26 protein-coding genes, 1 other RNA gene and 1 pseudogene are annotated in these 23,773 nt (G+C 59.7%); 11 read left to right on the top strand and 17 right to left on the bottom strand.

Annotated elements, in window-relative coordinates; all coding sequences use genetic code 11:
* The first annotated feature begins 110 nt into the window (after nucleotides 1-110).
* Nucleotides 111-1,391 (top strand): guanine deaminase, encoded by a 1,281-nt coding sequence (gene guaD / locus MN188_RS14110; RefSeq protein ID WP_242109833.1) that lies wholly within the window; start codon nucleotides 111-113, stop codon nucleotides 1,389-1,391.
* Here guaD and MN188_RS14105 read toward each other — a convergent pair.
* The 3 genes from MN188_RS14105 to MN188_RS14095 form a co-directional block, all read right to left on the bottom strand.
* Nucleotides 1,388-2,719, bottom strand: coding sequence for an 8-oxoguanine deaminase (locus MN188_RS14105; RefSeq protein ID WP_242109832.1), 1,332 nt, complete (start codon nucleotides 2,717-2,719; stop codon nucleotides 1,388-1,390). The two genes, guaD and MN188_RS14105, sit on opposite strands and share 4 nt — an antisense overlap.
* Before the next feature lie 178 nt (nucleotides 2,720-2,897).
* A complete protein-coding gene (hisN, locus tag MN188_RS14100; RefSeq protein ID WP_242109831.1) occupies nucleotides 2,898-3,698 on the bottom strand; it encodes a histidinol-phosphatase in 801 nt (266 codons plus the stop codon).
* A 58-nt stretch (nucleotides 3,699-3,756) separates the two neighbouring features.
* A complete protein-coding gene (locus tag MN188_RS14095; protein ID WP_242109830.1) occupies nucleotides 3,757-4,125 on the bottom strand; it encodes a helix-turn-helix domain-containing protein in 369 nt (122 codons plus the stop codon).
* A 332-nt stretch (nucleotides 4,126-4,457) separates the two neighbouring features.
* On the opposite strand from MN188_RS14095, the gene MN188_RS14090 reads away from it, so the two are divergent.
* Nucleotides 4,458-5,417, top strand: coding sequence for an NADPH:quinone oxidoreductase family protein (locus MN188_RS14090; protein WP_242109828.1), 960 nt, complete (start codon nucleotides 4,458-4,460; stop codon nucleotides 5,415-5,417).
* A gap of 3 nt (nucleotides 5,418-5,420) precedes the next feature.
* On the opposite strand, the gene MN188_RS14085 is transcribed toward MN188_RS14090, so the two are convergent.
* Nucleotides 5,421-6,275 (bottom strand): LysR family transcriptional regulator, encoded by an 855-nt coding sequence (locus MN188_RS14085; RefSeq protein ID WP_242109827.1) that lies wholly within the window; start codon nucleotides 6,273-6,275, stop codon nucleotides 5,421-5,423.
* 123 nt (nucleotides 6,276-6,398) lie between these two features.
* Between MN188_RS14085 and MN188_RS14080 the strand changes: the two genes are divergently transcribed.
* From MN188_RS14080 to MN188_RS14065, 4 genes are all read left to right on the top strand, one after another.
* Nucleotides 6,399-6,614, top strand: a complete 216-nt coding sequence (locus MN188_RS14080) for a DUF1127 domain-containing protein (RefSeq protein WP_242109826.1) — start codon at nucleotides 6,399-6,401, stop codon at nucleotides 6,612-6,614.
* A gap of 128 nt (nucleotides 6,615-6,742) precedes the next feature.
* Complete coding sequence (locus tag MN188_RS14075; protein ID WP_242109825.1) at nucleotides 6,743-7,477, top strand: Bax inhibitor-1/YccA family protein; 735 nt, start codon at nucleotides 6,743-6,745, stop codon at nucleotides 7,475-7,477.
* 105 nt (nucleotides 7,478-7,582) lie between these two features.
* A complete protein-coding gene (locus tag MN188_RS14070; RefSeq protein WP_242109824.1) occupies nucleotides 7,583-8,272 on the top strand; it encodes an SGNH/GDSL hydrolase family protein in 690 nt (229 codons plus the stop codon).
* Between the two features lie 198 nt (nucleotides 8,273-8,470).
* Nucleotides 8,471-8,722 carry a helix-turn-helix domain-containing protein gene (locus MN188_RS14065; RefSeq protein ID WP_242109823.1) on the top strand — a complete coding sequence of 84 codons (252 nt, stop codon included), beginning with the start codon at nucleotides 8,471-8,473 and terminating at the stop codon, nucleotides 8,720-8,722.
* Nucleotides 8,723-8,800: 78 nt separating this feature from the next.
* Here MN188_RS14065 and rpmG read toward each other — a convergent pair whose 3' ends face one another.
* The 6 genes from rpmG to gatC all read right to left on the bottom strand — a co-directional run bounded on the left by rpmG (nucleotide 8,801) and on the right by gatC (nucleotide 12,662).
* Nucleotides 8,801-8,968, bottom strand: coding sequence for a 50S ribosomal protein L33 (gene rpmG, locus MN188_RS14060; RefSeq protein WP_058261865.1), 168 nt, complete (start codon nucleotides 8,966-8,968; stop codon nucleotides 8,801-8,803).
* Nucleotides 8,969-9,068: 100 nt separating this feature from the next.
* Nucleotides 9,069-9,460: RNase P RNA component class A (gene rnpB, locus MN188_RS14055), an RNA gene on the bottom strand.
* Nucleotides 9,461-9,471: 11 nt separating this feature from the next.
* Nucleotides 9,472-10,158 (bottom strand): N-acetylmuramoyl-L-alanine amidase, encoded by a 687-nt coding sequence (locus MN188_RS14050; protein WP_242109822.1) that lies wholly within the window; start codon nucleotides 10,156-10,158, stop codon nucleotides 9,472-9,474.
* Nucleotides 10,159-10,161: 3 nt separating this feature from the next.
* Complete coding sequence (locus MN188_RS14045) at nucleotides 10,162-10,842, bottom strand: hypothetical protein (protein WP_242109821.1); 681 nt, start codon at nucleotides 10,840-10,842, stop codon at nucleotides 10,162-10,164.
* Between the two features lie 42 nt (nucleotides 10,843-10,884).
* Nucleotides 10,885-12,375 carry an Asp-tRNA(Asn)/Glu-tRNA(Gln) amidotransferase subunit GatA gene (gene gatA / locus MN188_RS14040; RefSeq protein WP_242109820.1) on the bottom strand — a complete coding sequence of 497 codons (1,491 nt, stop codon included), beginning with the start codon at nucleotides 12,373-12,375 and terminating at the stop codon, nucleotides 10,885-10,887.
* Nucleotides 12,375-12,662, bottom strand: a complete 288-nt coding sequence (gene gatC, locus MN188_RS14035) for an Asp-tRNA(Asn)/Glu-tRNA(Gln) amidotransferase subunit GatC (RefSeq protein WP_242109819.1) — start codon at nucleotides 12,660-12,662, stop codon at nucleotides 12,375-12,377. Before gatC ends, gatA begins: the two co-directional genes overlap by 1 nt.
* 124 nt (nucleotides 12,663-12,786) lie before the next feature.
* Here gatC and MN188_RS14030 point away from each other — a divergent pair, with 124 nt between their 5' ends.
* Nucleotides 12,787-13,479: a metal-dependent hydrolase gene (locus MN188_RS14030; protein WP_242109818.1), complete on the top strand. Its 693-nt coding sequence runs from the start codon at nucleotides 12,787-12,789 to the stop codon at nucleotides 13,477-13,479.
* Between the two features lie 307 nt (nucleotides 13,480-13,786).
* Here the strand turns inward: MN188_RS14030 and MN188_RS14025 are convergent, their stop codons facing one another.
* From MN188_RS14025 to MN188_RS13995, 7 genes and pseudogenes are all read right to left on the bottom strand, one after another.
* The gene (locus MN188_RS14025) at nucleotides 13,787-14,656 is read right to left on the bottom strand and encodes a dioxygenase family protein (RefSeq protein WP_242109817.1); all 870 of its coding nucleotides are present in this window, start codon (nucleotides 14,654-14,656) and stop codon (nucleotides 13,787-13,789) included.
* Between the two features lie 77 nt (nucleotides 14,657-14,733).
* Nucleotides 14,734-15,885, bottom strand: a pseudogene (locus MN188_RS14020) (TRAP transporter large permease); the annotation flags it as partial.
* Between the two features lie 83 nt (nucleotides 15,886-15,968).
* The gene (locus MN188_RS14015; RefSeq protein WP_242109815.1) at nucleotides 15,969-16,520 is read right to left on the bottom strand and encodes a TRAP transporter small permease subunit; all 552 of its coding nucleotides are present in this window, start codon (nucleotides 16,518-16,520) and stop codon (nucleotides 15,969-15,971) included.
* Nucleotides 16,521-16,550: 30 nt separating this feature from the next.
* Nucleotides 16,551-17,576 (bottom strand): C4-dicarboxylate TRAP transporter substrate-binding protein, encoded by a 1,026-nt coding sequence (locus MN188_RS14010; RefSeq protein WP_275116229.1) that lies wholly within the window; start codon nucleotides 17,574-17,576, stop codon nucleotides 16,551-16,553.
* An 87-nt stretch (nucleotides 17,577-17,663) separates the two neighbouring features.
* Nucleotides 17,664-18,113, bottom strand: coding sequence for an OsmC family protein (locus MN188_RS14005; protein WP_242109813.1), 450 nt, complete (start codon nucleotides 18,111-18,113; stop codon nucleotides 17,664-17,666).
* A 25-nt stretch (nucleotides 18,114-18,138) separates the two neighbouring features.
* The gene (locus MN188_RS14000; RefSeq protein ID WP_242109812.1) at nucleotides 18,139-18,804 is read right to left on the bottom strand and encodes a malonic semialdehyde reductase; all 666 of its coding nucleotides are present in this window, start codon (nucleotides 18,802-18,804) and stop codon (nucleotides 18,139-18,141) included.
* Nucleotides 18,801-19,682 (bottom strand): fumarylacetoacetate hydrolase family protein, encoded by an 882-nt coding sequence (locus MN188_RS13995; protein WP_242109811.1) that lies wholly within the window; start codon nucleotides 19,680-19,682, stop codon nucleotides 18,801-18,803. Before MN188_RS13995 ends, MN188_RS14000 begins: the two co-directional genes overlap by 4 nt.
* An 83-nt stretch (nucleotides 19,683-19,765) precedes the next feature.
* On the opposite strand from MN188_RS13995, the gene MN188_RS13990 reads away from it, so the two are divergent.
* From MN188_RS13990 to MN188_RS13975, 4 genes are read left to right on the top strand one after another with little or no spacing between them, the layout of a single operon-like run.
* Nucleotides 19,766-20,152 (top strand): YciI family protein, encoded by a 387-nt coding sequence (locus tag MN188_RS13990; protein ID WP_242109810.1) that lies wholly within the window; start codon nucleotides 19,766-19,768, stop codon nucleotides 20,150-20,152.
* A gap of 39 nt (nucleotides 20,153-20,191) precedes the next feature.
* Nucleotides 20,192-20,851, top strand: a complete 660-nt coding sequence (locus tag MN188_RS13985) for a GntR family transcriptional regulator (protein WP_275116215.1) — start codon at nucleotides 20,192-20,194, stop codon at nucleotides 20,849-20,851.
* Nucleotide 20,852: 1 nt separating this feature from the next.
* Nucleotides 20,853-22,142, top strand: coding sequence for a malonyl-CoA decarboxylase domain-containing protein (locus MN188_RS13980; protein ID WP_242109808.1), 1,290 nt, complete (start codon nucleotides 20,853-20,855; stop codon nucleotides 22,140-22,142).
* Nucleotides 22,143-22,146: 4 nt separating this feature from the next.
* Nucleotides 22,147-23,643 (top strand): malonate--CoA ligase, encoded by a 1,497-nt coding sequence (locus MN188_RS13975; protein ID WP_242109807.1) that lies wholly within the window; start codon nucleotides 22,147-22,149, stop codon nucleotides 23,641-23,643.
* Nucleotides 23,644-23,773 lie beyond the last annotated feature (130 nt).

The following is a 23,773-nucleotide window of genomic DNA, read 5'->3' as shown; positions in this document are numbered from 1 at the left end:
TCGCGCTGGACAATAGGGCAGGCCCGCGGGGAAAGAAACAGGACAAAAAGGGATTGCGGCAGGCAAATTGCCGCCCTACCCTGATCGACGGCCTTTTGAGAGAGAACACCATGCATCTGATCCTTGGACAAACCCTGACTTTCACTGGTGACCCTTTCCACGCCGACCCCGACGATGTGGTGACTCACCACAGCCAGGGCGCGGTCGCGATCGACGGCGGGCGGATCACAGATGTTGGCCCGGCCGAACAATTGCGTACCGCCTATCCGCACGCGCAGGTGACCGATTATGGCGGCGCGCTGATCTCACCCGGGTTCATCGACACACACGTGCATTACCCGCAAACCGCCATCATCGCGTCCTGGGGCAAACGGCTGATCGACTGGCTGAACGCTTATACCTTCCCGGAAGAAACCCGGTTCCACGACGCAAGCCACGCTCAGGACATCGCCGACACCTATTTCGACCTGGTGACGGCGAACGGCACCACCACGACCGTCAGCTATTGCACCATCCACCCCGAAAGCGTGAACGCCTATTTCGGCGCGGCCCAGTCGCGCGGGCTGCGCGTGCTGGGGGGCAAGACCTGCATGGATCGCAACGCCCCCGACGGGCTGCGCGACACCGCGCAATCGGCCTATGACGACAGCAAGGCGTTGTTGGAAAAGTGGCACGGGCAGGACCGCCTGTCCTATGTCATCACGCCGCGCTTTGCGCCGACCTCGACACCCGAGCAGCTTGCCGCCCTTGGTGCGCTGTGGGGCGAACACCCCGATTGCCTGATGCAAACGCATATCTCGGAACAGAGCGAGGAAATCGCCTGGGTTGCCGATCTGTTCCCGCAGGCGCGCGACTATCTCGATGTCTATGAAAGCTTCGGCCTGGTCGGCCCCGGCGCCCTGATGGGCCATGCGATTCACCTGACCGAGCGCGAACGCGCCCGGATGCTGGAACGCGATGTCAGCCTGATCCATTGCCCGACCTCGAACACCTTCATCGGTTCGGGCCTGTTTGACATGGGCGGGCTGATGGCCGAAGGCCACCGCATCGGTCTGGCCACGGACACCGGTGGCGGGTCCAGCTTTTCAATGCTGCGCACGATGGCCGCCGCCTATGAGGTCGCGCACCTGAAAGGCACCACGTTGCACCCGGCCCAGCTTTGGTGGCTGGCCACCGCCGGGTCCGCCCGCGCGATCCAAATGGAGGACCGCATCGGCACCCTTGCCCCCGGCATGGAGGCCGACCTTGCCATCATCGACCTCGCCTCAACCCCCGGCATCGCGCAACGCAGCGCGCGCGCGAATTCGCTCTGGGAAGAAGTCTTTCCCACCATCATGATGGGCGACGACCGCGCGGTGGTCGCCACCTGGGCGAACGGAAAGCCGCTTTAACCAGCCAGTTTTGCCGCCAGACGGTGCTGCTGCTCAATGACCAGCGGCAGGTCGATCGTCGTGACCATGCCCCCCCGCACCACTTGGCGTCCTTCGACGAAAAGGTCACGCACCTGCGTCGGGCCGGCCAGCAAGATCGCGGCCTTGTCCCAGCTGCCTGCAGCCTCGATCCCGCTGACATCCCAAACGGCGATGTCCGCGCGTTTTCCTACGGCAATCTGGCCGCAATCGGGGCGACCCAGCACCTCGGCCCCACCGCGTGTGGCGATCCAAAGCGCCTCGCGGGCGCTCATCTGGTCGGCGCCGTTGGCGACCCGTTGCAACAACATCGCCTGGCGTGCCTCACCCACCAGATTGCCCGCATCATTGGACGCGGACCCGTCGACGCCCAGCCCGACCTTGACGCCCGCGTCCCGCATCGCGCGCACCGGCGCAATCCCGGACCCAAGGCGACAGTTGGAGCACGGACAATGCGCCACACCGGTGCGGGATTTCGCGAACAGGTCGATCTCCTGCCCGTCCAGTTTCACGCAATGGGCGTGCCAGACATCGTCACCGGTCCAGCCCAGATCCTCGGCATATTGCCCCGGTCGGCAGCCGAATTTCTCAAGGGAGTACGCGATATCCTCGTCATTCTCGGCCAGATGCGTGTGCATCATCACGCCCTTGTCGCGCGCCAGAATCGCGGCGTCGCGCATCAGCTCACGGCTGACCGAAAACGGCGAACAGGGCGCCACGCCGACCCGCACCATCGCCCCCTCACCGGGATCATGAAATCCGTCGATCACCCGGATGCAATCCTCAAGGATATCCGCCTCACGCTCGACCAGGCTGTCGGGCGGCAGGCCGCCGTCACTTTCCCCGATCGACATCGCTCCACGGGTGGGATGGAACCGCATCCCCACCTCCGTTGCCGCATCGATCGTATCCTCAAGCCGCGCACCGTTGGGATACAGATACAAGTGATCCGACGACAGGGTGCAACCCGAAAGGGCCAGTTCGGCCAACCCGACCATCGCCGACACCCGCATCTCCTCGGGCCCGAACCGCGACCAGATCGGATACAGCGTCTGAAGCCAACCGAACAGGAGCGCGTCCTGCCCGCCGGGCACCGCCCGCGTCAAGGTCTGGTAAAGGTGATGATGCGTGTTCACCAGGCCCGGCGTCACCACGCAGCCAGCCGCATCCACGACCTCACCCGTGCTTTCCAACCCGATCCCGACCGCAGCGATCACCCCATCGCGAATCAAGACATCCGCACCAGACAGCTCTCGCGCCCCGTCGTCCATCGTTAGAATCGTCTGTGCATTTTTCAGCAGAATTTCCATACGTTGCCTCCTTGCGCCCATTTCGGTGAGACAACGTCACGGCGCCGCCAGAAAGGGCAAAGGACACGGCGCCAGCTTCGATTTTCGCCAAAAACCCTTGCCGATGGCAAGAAAAATCCGCGAAGCGGCCACGCCCAACCCGCGAAGACGCCGAAGGCGTCGCCAAGGGGCGGGAGCGCTACGCCTTGGACAAAACCTCAAGCGCGGCGGCGTGAATGCCGGCGTTTGCGGCCGCCACGGCTCGGCCGCCCATATGTACCGGGCCACCATGCCAGTCGGTCACAATGCCCCCGGCCGCCTGGATCACCGCCATCGGCCCCTGGATGTCATAGGCTTCCAGCCCGGCCTCGACCACCAGGTCGATCTGACCGGCGGCGACAAGCGCATAGGCATAACAATCCATCCCATAGCGGGTCAGCTTGACCCGACCCGCAAGGTCGTGGAACGCCCGGCCCTCCTCGGAACTGCCGACTTCGGGGAATGTCGTGAACAGGATCGCCTCGCTTAGGGCGCGCGCAGGACGCGTGGCCAGCGTGGAGCGACCCGCAGGGCCAACCATCCAGGCCGCGTCGAACCCGCCGAAAAATCGCTCTCCGATATAGGGTTGGTCGACCAGGCCCATGACCGGGCCGGTCTCATCCATCACCGCGATCAGAACGCCCCAGTTGGGGGTGCCAGACAGAAACGCGCGGGTGCCGTCGATCGGGTCCAGGACCCAGGTCAGGCCCGTGCTGCCCTCAGTCGTGCCGTATTCTTCGCCCAGAATGCCATCGTCCGGGCGCAGCCGGGCCAGCACCTCGCGCATTGCGCGTTCGGCGGCGCGGTCGGCCTCGGTGACCGGATCGAACCCGTCGGCCTCTTTGTTGTCGGCAGTCAGGGCCGGGCTGCGGAAATGCGGCAGGATTGCCGCACGCGCGGCATCGGCCAACGCCTGCGCGGTGGCCTCCAACTCGATTTTGGTGCTGTTGCTCAGGTTCATGCGGCCCCCGTTCCTACCCCTACAGGCGGTAACGCGCGGGCCGTTTCAGGTCAACGCCTCAGGCGGCGTCGGACAAGACGCGGGCCAGTTCAAACAGCTGACGACGCTGATTTTCCGGGATCGCATAATAGCTGCGCACCAGTTCCAGCGCTTCCTTGTCGCCCAGAATGTCGCCCGGCAGGGTCTGTTCCCCTTCCAGCGACGCATTGGCTTCGATCCCTTCGAAGAAGAAACTGATCGGCACCGACAGGGCCGAGGAAATATCCCAAAGCCGTGACGCCGACACGCGGTTCATGCCGGTTTCGTACTTCTGAATCTGCTGGAATTTGATGCCGACTTTTTCGGCCAGCTGTTGCTGAGTCATCCCGACCATCCACCGGCGATGGCGAATGCGTTTTCCAACATGGACGTCCACGGGATGTTTCATCAGACAGGTTCCTCGTTACTTTTTCTATTAACGATCTACAAACACCCTCAGCCCTGCAACCACAACCTGTCTTTTTGGGCAGATCGAAGGGGCAACATTTAATCGTTTTAATCCGTGCACTTACTGATCTTTCAAGCCGAAAGTACAGGTCATTTGAGAAAACATATTCAAGATTTGCGCACCCGCTATGCGTGTTTCACATTTTGCAAAGAACGTTGCACTGGCCGGACAGGCGGTATCATCAATCCCGCAAAAAACGGCCTTATTGAAGCGCAATCCCCCTCGCAAAGCCCACGCGCACCCCCTAAAAGGGCAGGTCACAGGAGGACATTATGCACGCCTATCAGATTACCGACTACGATTCACCCGCCAGCCTGACCGACGTGCCAGCCCCCAATCCCGGTCCCGGCGAGGTTCTGATGGACATCGCGGCTTGCGGCCTGAACTTCGCTGATCTGCTGATGCAAAAAGGGCAGTATCAGGAACGGCCGCCATTGCCGCTGACATTGGGTATGGAGCCTGCGGGCACCATCTCGGCGCTGGGCGAAGGCGTCACCGGGCTTGAGATCGGCACCCGTATTGCCTGTTTTACCTCCGAAGGCGGGTTGGCCGAAAAAGGCGTGTTCACGGCTGATCGCTGTGTCGCGCTACCCGCGAACATGAGCTTTCAGGACGCCGCTGCCTTCCAGATCGCCTATGGCACCAGCCACGTGGCTCTGGATCACAAGGCCGGGTTGCGGGCCGGGGAAACGCTTCTGGTGCTGGGCGCGGCCGGCGGTGTCGGGCTGACTGCCGTTGAGATCGGCAAGCTGATGGGCGCCACTGTCATCGCCTGTGCGCGCGGTGCCGACAAGCTGGCGGTCTGCAAGGCGGCGGGTGCGGATCACCTGATCGACAGCACCACCGACGATATCCGCGAGGCAGTGAAGGCCCTGGGTGGCGCTGATGTGGTCTATGACGCGGTGGGAGGCGACCAGTTCAAGGCCGCCCTGCGCGCCTGTAACCCCGAAGCGCGGATGATCATCGTCGGCTTTGCCAGCGGTGAGGTCCCCCAGATCCCCGCCAACCACCTTCTGGTCAAAAACATCAACGTGCTGGGCTTTTACTGGGGCGGCTATCTGAACTTTCGCCCCGATGTGTTGACCGACAGCCTGCGCACATTGCTGCACTGGTACGAAGACGGGCGTCTGCATCCGCATGTCAGCCACACCTTGCCTTTGGAGGACGCAGACAAGGCCTATGACCTGCTGCGCGCGCGCAAATCGACCGGAAAGGTCGTGGTCACGATGTAGCCGCTACATCACGTCGAAAGCCTGGCGAATCGCCGCAAGAAGATCGTCAAAGACTGGCCCCGTGCAGGGATCGGCGACATACAGGTTTACTTGCGTCAGCGTCAGCTCGGGCAGGCCGCCACCGTGGTCGATCACCTCAAGGTGGCGCGGCACGGTGCCATCGATCACCGTGTGCACCGCCAGATCGGCACTGACCGAGGCTTCGATGGTCCGGCTGCTGTCGCTTTCCACCGCCATTTCCCAAGCGATTCCGACGCCGTCCAGCGCCGACTGCACCCCCATGCGAAAAATGCAATTGTGCTCATAGGCCAGACGCAGGGGGCGGATTTTCCAAGCCTGCCCGCCCGGCGCGCCGACCCAGACCAGCGGCAGCGTCGTCAGGGTTTCGCCACCCGCATCCAGCCGGTCCTCGGTGGTTAGGATGATGTCGCATTCCCCGCGCGCATACATTTCCTTCAACCGGTTGGTGAAGGACGACACCAGGTTCACCTTCATCCGCGGGTATTCTGCGTGAAACATCTTCAGCACCTTGGGAATCGCCGGATAGACCACGTCATGCGGCACGCCCAGCACGATCTCGCCCTCATAGACCTGGTCGGTAAGGCGGCCATAGACCTCATCATTGAGCCGCAGCATCCGGCGGGCATAGCCCAAAAGCTGTTCGCCATCCGCCGTCAGCGTCACACCGCGGCCGGAGCGGTCCAGAAGCGTGCGCCCCAAGCTTTCCTCAAGCCGCTTCAACTGCATAGACACCGCCGACTGCGTCAGGTGCAGCAGACCCGCCGCCCGCGTCACCCCACCGGCATCGGCCACGGTGGCGAAACTGCGCAGGGCGGTCATGTCCAGATTGCGGGGCATATCACAACTCCTGATGTGTCATCTCAAAATCATTCATTTTCATTATTCTGCACGATCTGACAGAAGGATCAAGAAGATTGATGAAACACGAACAAATGATCACGTTCTGAAAGGAGAGACGATATGACCGCCATCCACTGCACCAATGTGGCCCCGACCCAGAAACCCCGCATGCTGTCGCCGCTCACCTGGCTGGCTGACGCGATTGCCGTGCGCCGGCAGCGTAACAAACTGGTGCGCCTTGACGACGCCGCCTTGCGCGACATTGGCCTAAGCTACCGCGATGCCCGCCGCGAGGCCCGCAAGCCGATCTGGGACGTTCCCAGCTACTGGTCCTGAAGAACTCTGCGTTTTCGACGCTGTTCCGGCACCAAAAACCTTGAAAAACCCGCCGCCCTTCCCGATATTGTCGGGTAAGGGCGGTTTTCGTATGAAGCCGCCAATTGTTTACACTCAAGGAGGCTTAAATGGCTGAATTCGACACGATCCGCGCTGGCGTAGGCACGCGCGCCGCGATCGACGAAGGGCTGCGCGCCCACATGAACAAGGTCTACGGCACGATGTCGGTTGGCCTTCTGATGACCGCACTGGTTGCTTGGGCCTTCGGATCAAACGACGCGCTGCTGTCGATCCTGCGTGACCCGATCACGCTGTCGCCCAACATCCTGGGCTGGATTGTCATGTTCGCCCCGCTGATCATGGTCTTCGCCTTCGGTGCCGCCATCAACCGGTTGTCGGCGGCGGGCGCGCAATTGTTCTTCTATGCCTTCTCGGCGGTGATGGGCCTGTCGATCAGCTGGATCTTCGCTGCCTTCACCGGCATTTCGATCGCGCAGACCTTCCTGGTTACCGCGATCTCTTTCGCCGGTCTCAGCCTCTGGGGCTATACGACCAAGAAGGACATTTCGGCCTGGGGCAGCTTCCTGATCATGGGCCTGATCGGCCTGATCGTCGCCTCGATCGTCAACATCTTCCTGGGCTCGCCCGCGATTCACTTCGCGATCTCGATCCTTGGTGTTCTGATCTTTGCCGGCCTGACCGCCTATGACACCCAGAAGATCAAGACCGACTATATCGCTCACGCCCACGCGATGGACAGCGAATGGCTGGCGAAATCGGCGATCATGGGGGCGCTGAACCTCTATCTCGATTTCATCAACCTGTTCATGTTCCTGCTGCAGTTCCTGGGCAACCGCGAATAACGGCGCAGACATGATGCGACAGACAGGGCCGGTCCAAGCGACCGGCCCTTTTCTTTGCGTGACGTCACGCTTTTGCATCGCCCACCCCGGGCCTATCCTTGCGCCATGATCGCGATCGACAATATCGCCAAGCTTGCGCTGCTGCCTGTGCTCGTCGTTCAGGCGCTGATGGCCAAGCGTGGCGCGCAAAGCTTGCCTGAGCCCCCCGGCCCGCGATCTGGCACGGACGGCGCTGGGCCGCCGTTGCGCATTCTGATCGTCGGGGACAGCTCTGGAGCAGGCGTCGGTGCGGCGCATCAGGACGAGGCGCTCAGCGGCCGCCTGCGCGATATACTGGCCGAGGACCACAAGGTGACCTGGCGGCTGGAGGCCAGGACAGGTGCGACCACGGCCAGCACGCTGGAGACGCTGCACGATGTGCCACACGACTGCTATGACGTCGCGGTGGTGGCTCTGGGAGTGAACGACGTGACCTCTGGCGTGACGGGGCGCCGGCTTTTGGCGCAGCGCGCAGCCCTTCACCGCATGCTACGCGAAGATTTCGGCGCCGCGCGCTTGGTTGTGTCGGGCATGCCACCGCTGGGAAACTTCCCGCTGCTACCCAACCCGCTGCGCTGGGTGCTGGGGCGTACGGCGCGCCGGTTTGATGCGCGGCTGGCCAGCCAGACGGGCGTGGAATACATCCGCTTCGACCTTCCCTTCGATGCCCGGATGATGGCCTCGGACGGGTTTCACCCCGGCCCGCCGGCCTATCGTGTCTGGGCCGAACATCTGGCGCGTGAGATCCTCAAGTGACGTAGATCGGCAACACGCATTCGAGCGCTTGTTTGAGAATTCAGCCTATCCCTGATAGGGTTGTCGCATGCGAGACCTGACGTAGCCCCTTTTGTTGCCGCCACCCCTTCCCTTGGGACCAGTGGCCGGTTTCGCCTATCGCGCACCTCTTGTGAACCCATCCAACACAGCGCCCCTCAGGGCCAGAAATGGAATCCCATGACCTATCAGACCAAAACCGTTACCACGGACGACGCCGAAGCCGATGCGGCGGAGACCCTGTCTCCCGCAAAAGTTCGCAAGGCCGCCGGGCTGACCGAGGGGGAAATGGCCGAGCTTATGGGGATGAACCCGAACGGCTATGGGCTGTGGGAACGTGGGATGCGCCGCCCGGGTGGGCCGGCGTTTCGCCTGCTACGCCTGATCCAGGACGACGCGGCGCGCGTGAAACGGGTGCTGTCTACCGACTGACCCCGCACCGCGGATTTGCACAACAGAAAAGGCCGCGCCCGAAGGCACGGCCTTTTTCAGTCCGTCCGGCGACCAAGATTACTTGATCTTGCCTTCCTTGTACTCGACGTGCTTGCGCACAACCGGGTCATACTTCCGCACGACCATTTTTTCGGTCATGGTGCGGGCGTTTTTCTTGGTCACGTAAAAGTGGCCGGTATCCGCAGTGGAATTCAGGCGGATCTTGATGGTGGTCGGCTTCGCCATGATGTAACTCCTCATCGAGCGGTAAGCCGCCCGGGTGTATCCTTGAAGCCCGCCTTTTAGCGGTCTGGTGGGTCGAGTCAACAGGCAATCATTTGTTTATATGCGCGGACGGCCTGTAAGCCGGATTTTGTCCAGGTGTTGCCACCCTGGATGACCATTCCTCTAGGCGGCGTGTTACCACGACGCTCAAGCTGCCAACCCGGACCTGCTGGGGGCAAGACGCCCCCGGAGCTTGCGCTCCACGCGATCCCTATTTGGCATTGCTCCCGGTGGGGCTTGCCGTGCCGCCCCCGTTGCCGGGCGCGCGGTGGGCTCTTACCCCACCGTTTCACCATCACTTCGACATGCGAAGCAGTCTGTTCTCTGTGGCGCTTTCCCTGGGGTTGCCCCCGCCGGGCGTTACCCGGCACCGTTGCCTTGTGGAGTCCGGACTTTCCTCGCGTCACGCCGGGGCATGCCCCGACAGTCACCCGCAGTCATCCAGCCATCCGCGCAAGGGGGACTTAGGCGTTGCCTTGGGTCGGGTCAACCGGGAAGCGGGCGGCAAGGTCTTGGATCATCCCCATGTCGGCGGCGTCCAGCGGCCCTTGGGCGTGGGGGCGGAAGCGTTGGCGAAAGGCGTCCAGCACGGCGGCAAACCCGAACTCGGCGTTATAACCGAACCGGGTTGCTGCCCTCAGGAACAAGCCCACATCGGGCGTGGCCGCGCCGTCTTCGGGCCAGATCGCCAACCCGTGGCGCGCCAGGCGGCGCCAGTCAAACCGGCGCCCTGGGTCGGATTTGCGCGTGGGCGCCATGTCGCTGTGACCAATCACCGCTTCGGGACCGATGTGCCAGCGCGCCATGATGCCCCGCATCAGGTCCTCCAACGCGTCCATCTGTGCCGCCGAAAAGGGCGTGCCGCCGCAATTATCCAACTCAACACCGACCGAGCGTGAATTCACGTCGCCGCGCCCGGCCCAGCTGCCTGCCCCCGCATGCCAGGCGCGCAGCGCTTCGTCGACCATCTGGAACACCGTGCCTTCACGCGAAATGAGGTAATGCGCCGAAACCTCATGTTCCGGCGCGCACAGGCGCTCCAACGCGGCGGGCGTGTCGGCCATCGCAGTGAAGTGCAGCACGATCAACTCAGGAACCAGCCCATCCCGCCGGGGCCCGCAATTGGGTGACGGGTGCTGGATCACCTGCATGGATCAGTTGGTTTCGGGCAGGGTCGAGACCGTGGGCGCAGGGGCCGCAGCGGGGGCTGCAGCTGCGCGGGCCTGCCGGAACGGTGTTGGATCCCAGAAACAGGCAAAGCCGTCACCATCGGGGTCCAGCCCCTTGGCGTCACGCTGAGGCCCGCCGCGCGACAGGAAATCTGCCTGTGCCATGTCAGCCGACGTGTATTTACCGCAATTGCGGTTGAACCGAGCCTCAGCCCCCAGCCCCGACCGGCGATAGAGCGATTCACCCACACGATTCGAGGTGCTGAGCGCATAGGTCACGATCGACGCGCCGTTGCCACCCGATCGGGTCGGCACCGCTGTTGGTTCGATCTGCACGTATAGCTCACGGTTCGCCGCGATGCGCGCGGCATCGCTTTCGATCGATTCACGCCCGGCCACCGCCGAGAAATCCTGCTCATCGGAGATACCGATCGGGCGCGGCGCGGTGGCGTCTGCGGGCATCGCACCCGTGTCTGCGTCTTCCAGCACCCCGGCGCTGACCGCACTGGCCGGAGGCAAGCTGCCAGCCGTGCCGCTCAGCTCAGCGTCGCGTTGCGCCTTGTAGCTGTCATAGTCACCAAACCCGACACCAGCGCCGCTGTCGGGAACCTCCGGCGCACACGCCGTCAAAGCCACAAGGCTGATCGTTGCCAAAAGAACCCGCATCCCGGACCTCTCACTCAAAAAATTCTTCCCCAGCGACGGGGTTTACCACCATTTACCAGGTTTCGCCACAAAGCCTGCGCGATCTTCCAGAACATGGGCGAAATTCAGCAGATCGCCCTCTTCCCACGGACGGCCGATCAGCTGCAGACCCCGCGGAAGACCCTGGGCGTCCAGACCGGCGGGAACGCTGATCCCCGGCAGACCCGCCAGGTTCACCGTCACCGTAAAGACGTCGTTGAGGTACATTTTGACCGGATCCTCGTCCGCCATTTCGCCCAGGCCGAAGGCCGAGGACGGCGTGGCCGGCGTCAGGATCGCGTCGATGCCATCGGCAAACACGGTTTCAAAGTCGCGCTTGATCAGGCTGCGCACACGGCGCGCACGGTTGTAATAGGCGTCGTAAAAGCCCGCGGACAGCACGTAGGTGCCGATCATCACGCGGCGCTGGACCTCGTCACCGAAGCCTTCGGCGCGGGTCTTTTCATACATCTCGGTGATGCCGTCGCCCTTGCCCAGCTTGGCGCGGTGGCCATAGCGCACGCCGTCATAGCGCGCCAGGTTCGACGACGCTTCGGCGGGCGCAATCACGTAATAGGCCGGCAGCGCGTATTTCGTGTGCGGCAGGGAGATATCGCGGATTTCCGCGCCTGCGTCCTTCAGCATCGCGGTGCCTTCGGCCCACAGCGCCTCGATCTCGGCCGGGATCCCCTCCATGTGGTATTCCTTGGGAATACCGATCACCTTGCCTTTGATGTCGCCGGTCAGCATCGCCTCAAAGTTCGGCACCGGCAGATCGACACTGGTCGAATCCTTCACATCGTGGCTGCACATCGCTTCCAGCATGATCGCCGCGTCGCGCACGGATTTGGTCATCGGCCCGGCCTGATCCAGCGAGCTGGCAAACGCCACCACGCCCCAACGCGAGCACCGGCCATAGGTCGGCTTGATCCCGGTGATGCCGGTGAAGGCCGCAGGTTGGCGAATCGAGCCGCCGGTGTCGGTGCCGGTCGCGGCCAGGCACAGATCGGCGGCCACGGCGCTTGCGGACCCGCCCGAGCTGCCGCCCGGCGTCAGCGGCGTCGTTTCATTACCCCGGCGCCACGGGTTTACAACGTCGCCGTAGGTCGAGGTTTCATTCGACGAGCCCATCGCGAATTCATCCATGTTGAGCTTGCCCAACATGACCGCGCCCGCATCCCACAGGTTCTGGGTGATGGTCGATTCGTATTCCGGTTTGAAGCCATCCAGAATGGCGCTGGCTGCCTGGCTGGCGACGCCCTTGGTGCAGAACAGGTCCTTGATGCCCAGCGGAATGCCGCACATCGCCGGGGCCTCTTCGCCGCCCTTCAGGCGCGCGTCAGCCGCTTTCGCCTGTTCCAAAGCGATTTCGGGTGTTTTGTGCACGAAGGCGTTCAGCACGCCCGCGGCGTCGATCTCGGCCAGGCAGGCCTCCGTCAGTTCGACGCTGGTCACGTCGCCCTTGCGCAGCCCGTCGCGGGCCTCGGCAATCGTCAGTTTGTTCAGCTCAGCCATTATTCCACCACCTTCGGCACGGCAAAGAAGCCCTCGCGCGCATCGGGCGCGTTTTTCAGAACTTTCTCTTGCTGGTTGCCATCCGTCACCTCATCAACCCGGCGCTTCAGGCGCATCGGCGTGACCGAAGTCATCGGCTCCACGCCCTCTACGTCCACCTCGTTCAGCTGTTCGATGAAGCCGAGGATGTCATTGAATTCATGGGCCAGGGCAGGAAGACGGTCTTCCTCCACCTTGATCCGGGCCAGATGGGCCACTTTGCGTGCGGTTTCGATGTCGATCGACATGGGGAGCGCTCCGAGATGAGTTTCGCCCGCCCGTTTAGCGCCCGCAGGGGCAACCCGCAACCCAGAGGGCGTGACAGGACGCAAATCCGCGCTAAGCTGGGGCAAAGCATTGGGAGGACGGACAATGAAGATCACATGGCTGGGCCACGCAAGTTTCCGCATCGAAATCGGCGACCAGGTGTTGCTGCTGGACCCGTGGGTCGTCGGCAACCCGATGTTCGACGAAGCACGCCGCGTCGAGGCCATCGCCGGCGCCACCCATGTGCTGATCACTCACGGCCACGGCGACCACGCCACCGACACGCCCGCGATCTGTGCCGAACTGGGCATCCCCGCGGTCGGCATCTATGACCTGATGCAATGGTGGGAAACCGAGCACGGCATCCAGACCGTCGGCTTCAACAAGGGCGGCACGGTGATGCTGGGCGATGTCGCGGTAACGATGGTCAACGCGGTGCATTCGTCATCCATCGCGACAGACGAAGGGCCGCTCTATACTGGGGCCGAGGCCGGGTTCATGATCGCGGGCGACGGCCACGTGATCTATGCCAGCGGTGACACTGACATCATGGCAGACATGGAATGGATGGGCGACATCCACAAGCCCGACATCGGCATCCTGTGTGCGGGTGGGCATTTCACCATGAACATGGCGCGCGCAGCCTACGCGGCAAAGCGGTATTTCGACTTCAAGACGGTGATCCCCTGCCACTACCGGACCTTCCCGCTGCTGGAGCAATCGGCGGACGTGCTGAAGGCAGGCCTGCCTAGGGTGGACGTAATCGAACCCGAAGTGATGGCGCCGATCGAGCTCTAGCCGCCGTGAAACACCCCGCAGGATCGGCTCGCAATCGAGTTTTGGCACGTAAGGACCTTCAGAAAAAAGGACCGTCGCCTTTCAGGCGCTACGCGGCAAATGGCGGCTCTGAGCCCTATGCAGACGCATCCAAATCTGTGTCTCGCGTGCATGCAGCTTAAATTCGCTCGGTCGGCAACAAGGTTAGGGGTGCTGGCCCAGCCTTAAAAGTCACTCGAGCAAAGTGCAGCAATCATCCAACCAAATGAAAACGACTCGATCCTGCCCGCACCGTTTTCATTGTGATTCAGTGTTCTGGAGGCGACCGTTACTTTTCTGGCATCAGCGTTACGTCAAACTCAACGTGCAAAAACGTCTCAGCAACAGACCCCGAGATTTCCATGCCGTCCGGGAATGCCGAAGCTGGTTTTTCTACATATGTCATCACCAGATCGTCGCGGACGCCGAAGACCGTATCCTGATCAAGATAAGGGTCGTCGTCCGGGAAAATCTCGGTGACGAGCGATCGGTAACCAGGCGCTGTGACGATGTAGTGCAGGTGGGAAGGTCGCCACGGATGTCGACCACATGCACGCAGAATCTCACCAACAGGGCCATCGTCAGGAACAGTGTATTCAACCGGCTTAACAGTGGTGAACGCATAGCGCCCATCGTCACCCACGGTCATGAGACCATGGAACGAATAAGTGTCCTGCTCTTCGTCTTGGCTTGCGTATTTGCCGTTTGGCGCGGTCTGCCAGATATCCAGCTGTGCCCCAGCAATTGGGTTGCCATCGGTGTCTTTGATCGTCCCTTCCGCCAACAAAATGGGGCCCCCGTAGTGGCGTTTCATATCGCCACCAAACGCAAGGGGCGGTGCCCCAGAAACATGGAATGGTCCAAGCACCGACGACGACGTGGCCTCTGGGCTGGAATTCAGCATGTCGACCAACGAGGACATGCCAAGCACGTCAGAAGCCAGAACAAATTCGTGCCGATCCTCGCACTCGACCGCTGCGCAACCTTGAAGGAATTCGATGCCTTTGCGCCACTCATCATGGGTCAGGTTGGTTTCGCGTGCGAACGCGTGCAGGTGCTTTACCATTGCGCCCATGACCTCGCGCACGCGCGGATCGCTGTCCTCGGCCAGATAGCCCATAAAGACGTCGGTGATGTTATCTTTGGTGACGTTGCGCATGATGTAGCTCCTTAAATCAAGGCGAGGCTGAGGACCGGGAACGCGATCAGGATGAACAGGACGATGAGCATGACAAAGGCGAAGGGCAATGCGCCCATGAAGACGTCTTTAAGCGAAATGCGGTCATCGTTGATCGTCGACTTGATCACGAAACACGATATCCCAAGTGGTGGTGTTAACAGTCCGATTTCCGCGCCGACGACTGTGATGATGCCGAACCAAATCAGCGACAGATCAAGCGCTTCGACAAGCGGCAAAAACAGAGGCACGACAATCAGGATGATTGACGCCGTATCCAGCAAGGTGCCAAGAAACAGCATCAGCAGCACATAGACCAACATGACTGTCCAGAACGACGCGGCGTTTCCTGCCAGCAGATCCTGGAGTTGGTTCGGCAAGCCAGCCAGACCCAGCATCCGGCTGTAGATCGACGCGGCGGTGATCAAAAACAAGATCGCCGCAGTGATGTGACCGGTTTCAAGCAAGGCCTCCCAGAACGATCTGGCCGTCATTGATTTGCGCACAGCGGCAATGATCAGCGCAACAAGCGCACCTGTTGCGCCAGCTTCGACCGCCGTCAGCCAGCCGGTATAGATCCCACCCAGAACAATCGTGATCAGACCCAGGGTCGGCAGTGTTTTCGATGCGATTTCACGCCCGGACATCCATTCCGTATCTTGGACAACGCGGCCGCCAACAAAATTCGGGGTGTAGCGCCCCATAAACCAAATCGCGCCCACATAGGCGATGGCCAGCATGATACCCGGAATGACGCCGGCAAGGAACATATCCCCAACCGACTGCTCTGATACAAACGAGTAGATGATCAGCATCGCCGAGGGCGGAATGATCATGCCCAACACGGACGACCCGGCAACGACGCCAACAGCAAAGCGCGGGTTGTAGTCTTGGGCCAACATCTGTGGCACCGACACCTTGGTGAATACTGACGCAGACGCGATCGACGACCCGGTGACCGCCGCAAAGACCGCATTCGCCCCGACGGTTGCCATGCCGATGCCGCCTTTCACTTTGCGAAACCGCATGGTCATGACTTCGTATATGTCTCGGCCAAGTCCGGCTTTGGAGACTATGAGCCCCATAAAGGTAAAGAGCGGTATGGTGGCAAAGCTGTATTCCATCGCGCTGTCGCCGACCGCGATTTTCAGCAGGTTCAAAGCAAGTGTGAAATTGTCCCGCATCAACCAGATCGACACGAAGGACACCATGCCCAAGGCGATCGGAATGTAGACGCCTGCATAGATCAGAAAGACAATTGCAATGACCGAGATGAGGCCAATCTCAATCGGGCTCATTTGGACGGCTCGTCATGTTCGGGCGCGCGGATCAGCTGGGGGCGATCCTGCGCAGTGATAACTTTTAGGATGAAAATCAGGCAGGACAGTGCCGTGCCGATTGAAATGACCAACTTCACGGGCCACCAGGGCAAAGTAAACAGTCCGGGCACTCCAAAATAATCCTGCGTGTCCCACATGTGCAGGAATTCCGGGAAAGTGATGTAGGCGATCAGCCCCATGAAAATCGCAGACAACGCGTTGATGATGCGTCTCATGTTCGCCGTCAGCCGTGGATGACGGTTATGAAGCAGATTGAGAAAGCCGTCTGATCGGGTCAAACGGTCGACCCGAACAACATCGGCAAGTTGTAGAAAAACGATAAGGACGACCGAGAACTGGACCATCTCGTACGTGCCCTTGATGGGGGCCGAGAATACGCCTCGTGCAATCACGTCGACGTTAAGGACGACCACCAACGCCAGCACGACAAGCGTACCCATGGCGTTGGCAGCGATAGCAAAGGTGTTGGCGACCCTAGACAGGCCAGCGATAGCCGAAGTTAACATCGGATGACCCTTTCTGGGGTTGCCAATCGGTTACTCTGCGGTCCAGTCACGGACACCGACGAAGCCTGCACTTTCAAGCTTGCCAAGATAAGCGGCCAGCATGTCGGTACCTTGTTCGCCATTGCCGTTCAGCGTTGCTGCCCATTCCGACGCGATGTTTGGCATCGCGTTGGCCCATGCGGCGCGATCATCAGCCGAGACCTCAACGATTGTTCCGCCGGCTTCGGTATAGGCTGCGTGTGCAGCAGCTGCGCGGTCCATTGCGATACCGGCAAGGTGGTCGCGGTATTCAATTGCGACATCCTGAAGGGTGGCTTTCACCTCGTCAGGCAGCTTTGCCCAATAATCCGCATTTACGGTAACGGTTTTCGAGTTCACGGCACCAAGGTCTGCTTGCAGCATGTAGGGTCCGACTTCCGCAATCTTGAACGTGACCGCCGCCTCGGGCCACAGCATCGCGCAATCGGCCAAGCCCGTCTGCAGCATGTTGTAGAAATCTGTCAGACCACCACGAACGCCAGCGGCATCTTTGATACCTTCCAGATAGCGCAGGTTCAAACCCGCACCCGCGATCTTGCGCCCTTCGAGATCCGCAACCGATGCGACCGGCTGCGAACAGAACACCTGATACGTGTCCAACACGACGCCCGTCGCGAGATAAACTTGGTTCTGAGCCGCAAATTCGTTTTGCATGGCAGGGTATTCGCGCGCAATCTCGTCGACCGCTTTCGCCACAGCGCGGGCATCCGAAGACACAAACGGCGTGGATCCCGAGATGCCCTGGCTTGGCAGCTTCGATGAGTGGAAAATGGTTGTCACGATGCCGATGTCACCAAGACCCAACTGCACGCCTTCCAGCACGCCTTTGGGTTTCACAATTGAGCCACCATAGTTTTCCTGCCAACTCATTTGATAGTTGCCAGCTGCTGCAAGGCGGCTATCGACTTGTGGGATAAAGAAATTCGTGAACTCCTTCACCCAAAGCGCTCGGTCAGGATAGCCATCAATGACAACAGCCGAAACAGTCTCTTGTGCGGCTACTGGTAGAGCCGTCATTGTCGCAAGTGCGGCCCCCGCCACTGCTTTCTTCGTCCAATTCAACATTTTCTTCCTCCCAGAGATATGGGCTTTCGCCCTGTTGTTTTACGTGTTCGTCTTCACCCAATTCACGGTCAGATCTGTGCCTGCTGCTTCAAACAGCTTTGCGATTGCGCAGTATTTCGCTGTTTCCACCCCAACCCGTGCCAGGTCAGCCTGACTGGCCGGGGTGTCGCAGTTCACCGTGAGTGAGATTTCAGGGAACGGCACGTCGATCTCTTCCTCCAAGAGAACACCGCGCCGATCAAATTTGCAGTTGGCGTCAATTCTTGTGCTGCCAAGATCCACACCAAGCTTTTTGGCACATTTGTGGCCGATGACATTCGTACAGGCGATCAGTGCCGTCATTGCCGCTTCCGTCGGAGAGGGACCCCAATTAGTCCCACCACGTTCCAATGGTTCGTCAATCACGACAATCAGATCGCGTACTGGAATTTCCGTACGCGCATGGGTCGGGCATTCTGCCTTGGCGCGATAGGTCACAACAGTTTTCATTTTGACGGCCAATGTGGGGCCTCCTTCAGGCGAATGTGCAAACTTTGTCGAATGCGAAACGCGGCAGTTTCTGAAACAGCGCGGTCTCATCGGCGTAACCAATGTTGCACAGGAAATTCGACTTCAGAGTGGTGCCGGCAAAGAACTCTTCGTCGACAATCTTGTTGGAAAAGCCTGACATGGCCCCGACATCCAGCCCAACAGCGCGTGCCGCGATCATGAAGTACGCTCCTTGAAGCGTGCCGTTGCGAAAAGCTGTGTCTTCGCAATACTCCGGTTTGCCATCAAACAAGTGACGACGGTCCTCATGCGGAAACAGGAACGGCAGCTCGTGCCAAAAATCCGTGTCATATGCGATAATTGCCGTTACGGGTGCCCCCATCATTTTCTCGACGTTCTTGGGCTTTAGCGACTTCGCCAACCGCGCTTTGCCTTCTGGAGTGTTTACGAAAACGAAACGGGCGGGCAATGTGTTCATGCTGGTCGCGCCATTGATCGTGATGTCATAGATCTCTTCAAGCAATCCGTCAGGGATCGGCTTGTCCGTCCAGGCATAATGCGACCGAGCACCCCGCAAGATCAGATCGATGGCATCGTCGGATAGCCGATTCAACCGTCCGCGCAATGCGCGGTGATCTTCCTGTGCCTTGGCGCGCAGACCCGCAAGCTCCTGTCCGGTTGGCGCGTTCATTCAGCAGCCTCCGACGCGTGGTTTTTTTCGTCCACGATAGGGCTGGCGCAAATGCCGATCCCTTCGATTTCGATCTCGACGGTTTCACCCGGCACCAACCAACGCGGGTTAGGTTTCTTTGCGTGCCCAACGCCCGGCGGTGTGCCAAGTGCAATCAGATCGCCGGGGGCCAGAGTGGTGTATTCAGATACGATTGCGATGATCTTGCGAACGCCCCAAATCATGTTTGCGGTGTTCGAGCTTTGCAAAATCTCATCGCCGACGCGGCTTTCGATATTAAGGCCAGCTGCGCCTTCTGGCACCTCATCGGGGGTCACGACAATTGGGCCAATCGCGCCGGTGTCGTCAAAATTCTTGCCCGGTGTCCATTGGTGCGTCTTGCGTTGATAGTCGCGCACGGAGCCGTCATTGAAGACGGTGTAACCAAACACATGATCCAGCGCGTCCGCTTCCGAGATGTGGCGGCCGCCTTTGCCTACAATCAGCATCAATTCGGCTTCATAGTCCAAACGTTCCGAGCATGTGGGGCGCACCATGGGCTTCCCAGCCGCCATGATCGAGGCCTTCGAGCGCATGAACAATGCCGGGTAATCCGGGATGTCATAGCCGCCCTCTTTGATGTGATCAGTGTAGTTCAGACCGACGCAAATAATCGCCCCCGGGTTCGCGACGGGCAGCGCAGGTGTGATCGAATCAACAGGCACAGTCGGCGCTGCGCCAAGCTGATCAGAAAGAGATTCGATGCGATCGCCCTGGCCAGCAAGCACAGCCAAATCGCTGCCAATTCCAGGATCAAGAGCCGTAATATTAACGGCTTTCTCGCCATTTATGGCAAAGACCGCTGTCCCGGTTGATGTCTCGCCCACCATGTATTTCATGAATGCAATCCTTGTCAGTTCCCCTAATTTCTGCCTACAATATTATCAGATGTCAAATAATATCGATATTTTTGGAGGGCGCGATGGTTGCTTGGGCGGATTACAAGGCAGAGGCGAAAACTCGAGGTGCACTGGCGTTTGAGCTTTATGTGGCGCACAGCACGCCTGCGAAAGCACCGGAAGATGTGAAGGCGTCGCTGCCTGATCACCTGGCCTACCAGGCGAAGCTGGAACGCGAAGGGAAGCTGGCGTTTGCGGGCCCGATGTCGGACGAAACGGGCGAACATATGCAAGGCATGGGGTTGATCATCTACCGCGCTGACAGCCTTGAGGCCGCACGCGCCCTTGCCGAAGCGGACCCGATGCATGGAAGCGGTGCGCGCACCTATATTTTGCGGCGTTGGATGATCAATGAAGGATCGGTCAGCGTGTCAGCCAACCTCTCGACAGGTGGCGCGACGCTCAGCTAATGGGCATTCGCGAACAGCAATAGGAGAAGCCAAGTGAATATGGCGACAGAGACGGCGACCAAGGAATCTTCGGCCACGCGCGGGGCTTATCTCAAGCTGCGTGAGATGATCCTGACCGGCGAGATTGAGCCCGGTTTCAAGCTGAAGATTGAACAACTGCGCCGCCTGCTGGAATTGGGTTCAAGCCCTGTGCGCGAGGCGCTAAGCCTTTTGACGTCAGACAAACTTGTCGAACGGATTGATCAGCGCGGTTTTCGCGCAGCACCGGTCAGCAAAGAGAACTTTGAAGAAATCCTCATGCTGCGTTGCACGCTTGAAGACATGGCGCTGCGTGCCTCGATCGCCAATGCAGATGCGCCTTGGGAAGAGCGCCTTATCCTCAAACACTACCACATGAACAAGGCCAGAGGACACGACGTCGCTGTGTTTGAGGCCGCCCACAAAGCATTTCATATGGCGCTGTTGGATCAGTCGGGACTGCCGATGCTAGAGGGGTATTGTTCGCAACTTTACGACCTGAACATCCGCTATCGATACCTCGCTGCGGGCGGCGAAAGCTATCAGAAACGGTCAATTGAAACCGAACACCAAGAAATCATGAACGCCGCCATTGGCAAAAATACCGACAGCGCCTGCGAATTGCTGCTGAGCCATTATCGACGGACAGGCGAGTATCTGAGCAGCCAGATGGACACATAAGATGAAGCGCAATCGTTTCTTAGGTGACCTGCTGGCGCATCTGTTCGACCGGCCAAATCAGATGCGTGGCAAGCAGGATGACCGTAGCATCGTCGATCTGTGCGAGGCGCTTTTGTCGGCCGAAGGTGAAGTGTCGGGATATCGGCTCGCTGCAACTGTGCTGGAACGCTATGGCGACCTGGACGACGCTGGAAAGCGCGCGTTCTTTGAATACCTCAATGACGAACTTGACATTGACGCAGCCCAGGTAGCGACGCTTGCCCGCCAATACGCACAGGATCCAAGTGTCGAGCATTTCAGCACCCTGAGCCAAGCATCCGAGCCACGGCGGCAAGAATTGTTACGGCGGCTCAACCAACCCACGGGGGCGACGCCCACCTTGGTGTCGATGCGCGTCGACTTGCTGCGCTTTTTGAAAGATCAGCCTGCGCTAAGGCGAACTGATCTGGATTTCGTCCACTTGCTGCGAAGCTGGTTCAACCGGGGCTTTCTGGTCTTGAAACAAATCAGCTGGGATACCCCGGCGCGGATTCTCGACAAGATTGTCGCCTATGAAGCCGTCCACCAGATCAATGATTGGGATGACCTGCGGCGCAGACTCTATCCCCCCGACCGCCGCTGTTTTGCGTTCTTTCACCCGGCCATGCCTGACGAGCCGCTGATTTTTGTCGAGGTTGCTTTGACCGAGGGCGTTCCGGGATCGGTTGACAAGCTGCTTTCTGAAGGACGAACGCCCATCGATGCTGAACAAGCAAACGTCGCCGTGTTCTATTCGATTTCGAACTGCCAAAAAGGGCTTCGCAATATCAGCTTTGGCAACTTGCTTATCAAGCAAGTGGTCACAGAGCTGGCACTAGAAGTCCCAACGCTTGAGACTTCTGTCACGCTGTCGCCCATTCCGGGATTGAACGCATGGCTCGAACAACAGACCAAGGACGAAGAGATCGGACAAGCGGCGACCGCGATGCTAGGCGGCGCGGCCACGGATGACGACTGCAAGGCCCTGGCCGCCCGCTATTTGTTGTTGGCAAAACGCGCCGATGGTACGCCGCTTGATCCGGTGGCACGGTTTCATCTTGGGAACGGAGCCGAGGTATTTGACCTGCATACCCAAGCGGACACGTCGGAAAATGGACAAATGCAGTCAAGCGGCATGATGGTCAACTATCTCTATGATCTGTCACAAACCGAACGCCAGCACGAAGACTTCGTTCTGAATGGTATCGTTGCCGCTTCACCGACCGTCGCGGCACTTTCAACAGCGCCGATCGTGGCATCCCAAAAGGCATGAAGACATGACAAACCCGCTTTATGATGCGTTGATCGCTCCGCACGCTGGCAATAGCGCGACATTCCTTGAATGCGACGATGGCTCACAGCTGAGATATGACGCCTTTGTACGCCGCGCCGCGCAGATGGCCCATGTTCTTGTCGCAGCGGGTGTGACGCCCGGCGACCGAGTGGTTGTGCAAGCCCCTAAACTCGCAGATACAATTGCGCTTTATGCCGGATCTGTGCAGGCGGGCGCGGTCTATTTACCCTTGAATACGGCGTATACTGAGGCCGAGCTGGAATATTTCGTATCGGATGCACAACCCAAATTGATTGTATGTGACGCCAAAGACGAAAGTGCGATCAATGCCATCGCATCAAAGGTCGGGGCCAAGGTCCACACTCTTTGCGGTTCAAACGGAAGCCTGTCGGTGACTGCAAACGCATTGCCCGAGGCATTTGAAACTGTGCAGCGGGACCCAGACGATCTTGCGTCTTTGCTTTACACTTCAGGCACGACCGGTCGCTCAAAAGGCGCGATGCTGAGCCATCGAAACCTTTTGTCCAATGCCGAAGTCCTGACGGAACTTTGGCAAATCTCAGATGATGATCGGTTGATACATGCCCTTCCGATCTTTCATACACATGGTCTTTTCGTGGCGATGAACACCGCGCTTTTATCGGGCGCGTCGGTTCGGTTCATGGAGAAGTTTGACCTTGATACGGTTCTGGGCGCATTGCCCACCGCATCCTTGATGATGGGTGTGCCGACATTCTATACGCGCCTGCTGTCCGACGAACGCTTTAGCAAACCCACCGTCGCGAACATGCGTCTTTTCATATCGGGCTCTGCACCGTTGCTTGCCGAAACACATGTCGCGTTTGAAGACCGCACCGGCCATCGCATCTTGGAACGGTACGGCATGACCGAGACCAACATGATCACATCCAATCCGTATGACGGCGACCGGATTGCAGGATCGGTCGGATACGCCCTGCCCGGCACCGAGGTGAAGATCACCGATACGGCAACCGGAGAAACCTGTGCGACAGGTGAAATTGGCGTCATTGAAGTGCGTGGCGACAACGTGTTTCAGGGCTATTGGCAGATGCCCGACAAGACGGCGGAAGAATTGCGTGACGACGGGTTTTTCATCACGGGCGACCTTGGGACAATGGCCGAAGATGGCCGTGTCTCGATCGTTGGGCGTCAGAAAGATCTCATCATCGCAGGCGGCTATAACATCTATCCGAAAGAGATTGAGGACGTGATCAACGACGTCCCCGGCGTATTGGAAAGCGCCGTTTATGGTGTTCCGCATCCTGACTTTGGCGAAAGCGTGGTTGCCTCGATTGTGTTGGAAGATCCTGCTCTGTCCACGGATGCAATTGTCGCCACAGTCGAGACCAAGCTTGCCCGCTTCAAACATCCTCGTGAGTACCAAACCACGGATGCGCTCCCTCGCAATACGATGGGCAAGGTGCAAAAGAATCTCCTACGAGATCGCCACGGAAATTAGCAAAAACGGGACCTTATGACGCTTCAGAAAGACCGATTGGAGTGTGAAGTTGGCCATCGTTGCAAAAAAGCTGTTTGGAATCATCTGAGTTCGACGACGTGATTGGCCAGGCTGGGGAAAACTGCCGCGT

It is taken from the genome of Aliiroseovarius subalbicans, from assembly GCF_022678625.1.
GTDB classification, from domain to species: Bacteria; Pseudomonadota; Alphaproteobacteria; order Rhodobacterales; family Rhodobacteraceae; genus Aliiroseovarius_A; species Aliiroseovarius_A subalbicans.
The sequence above is the reverse complement of the archived record's forward strand: the minus strand, read 5'-3'. Positions and strand labels throughout refer to the sequence as shown.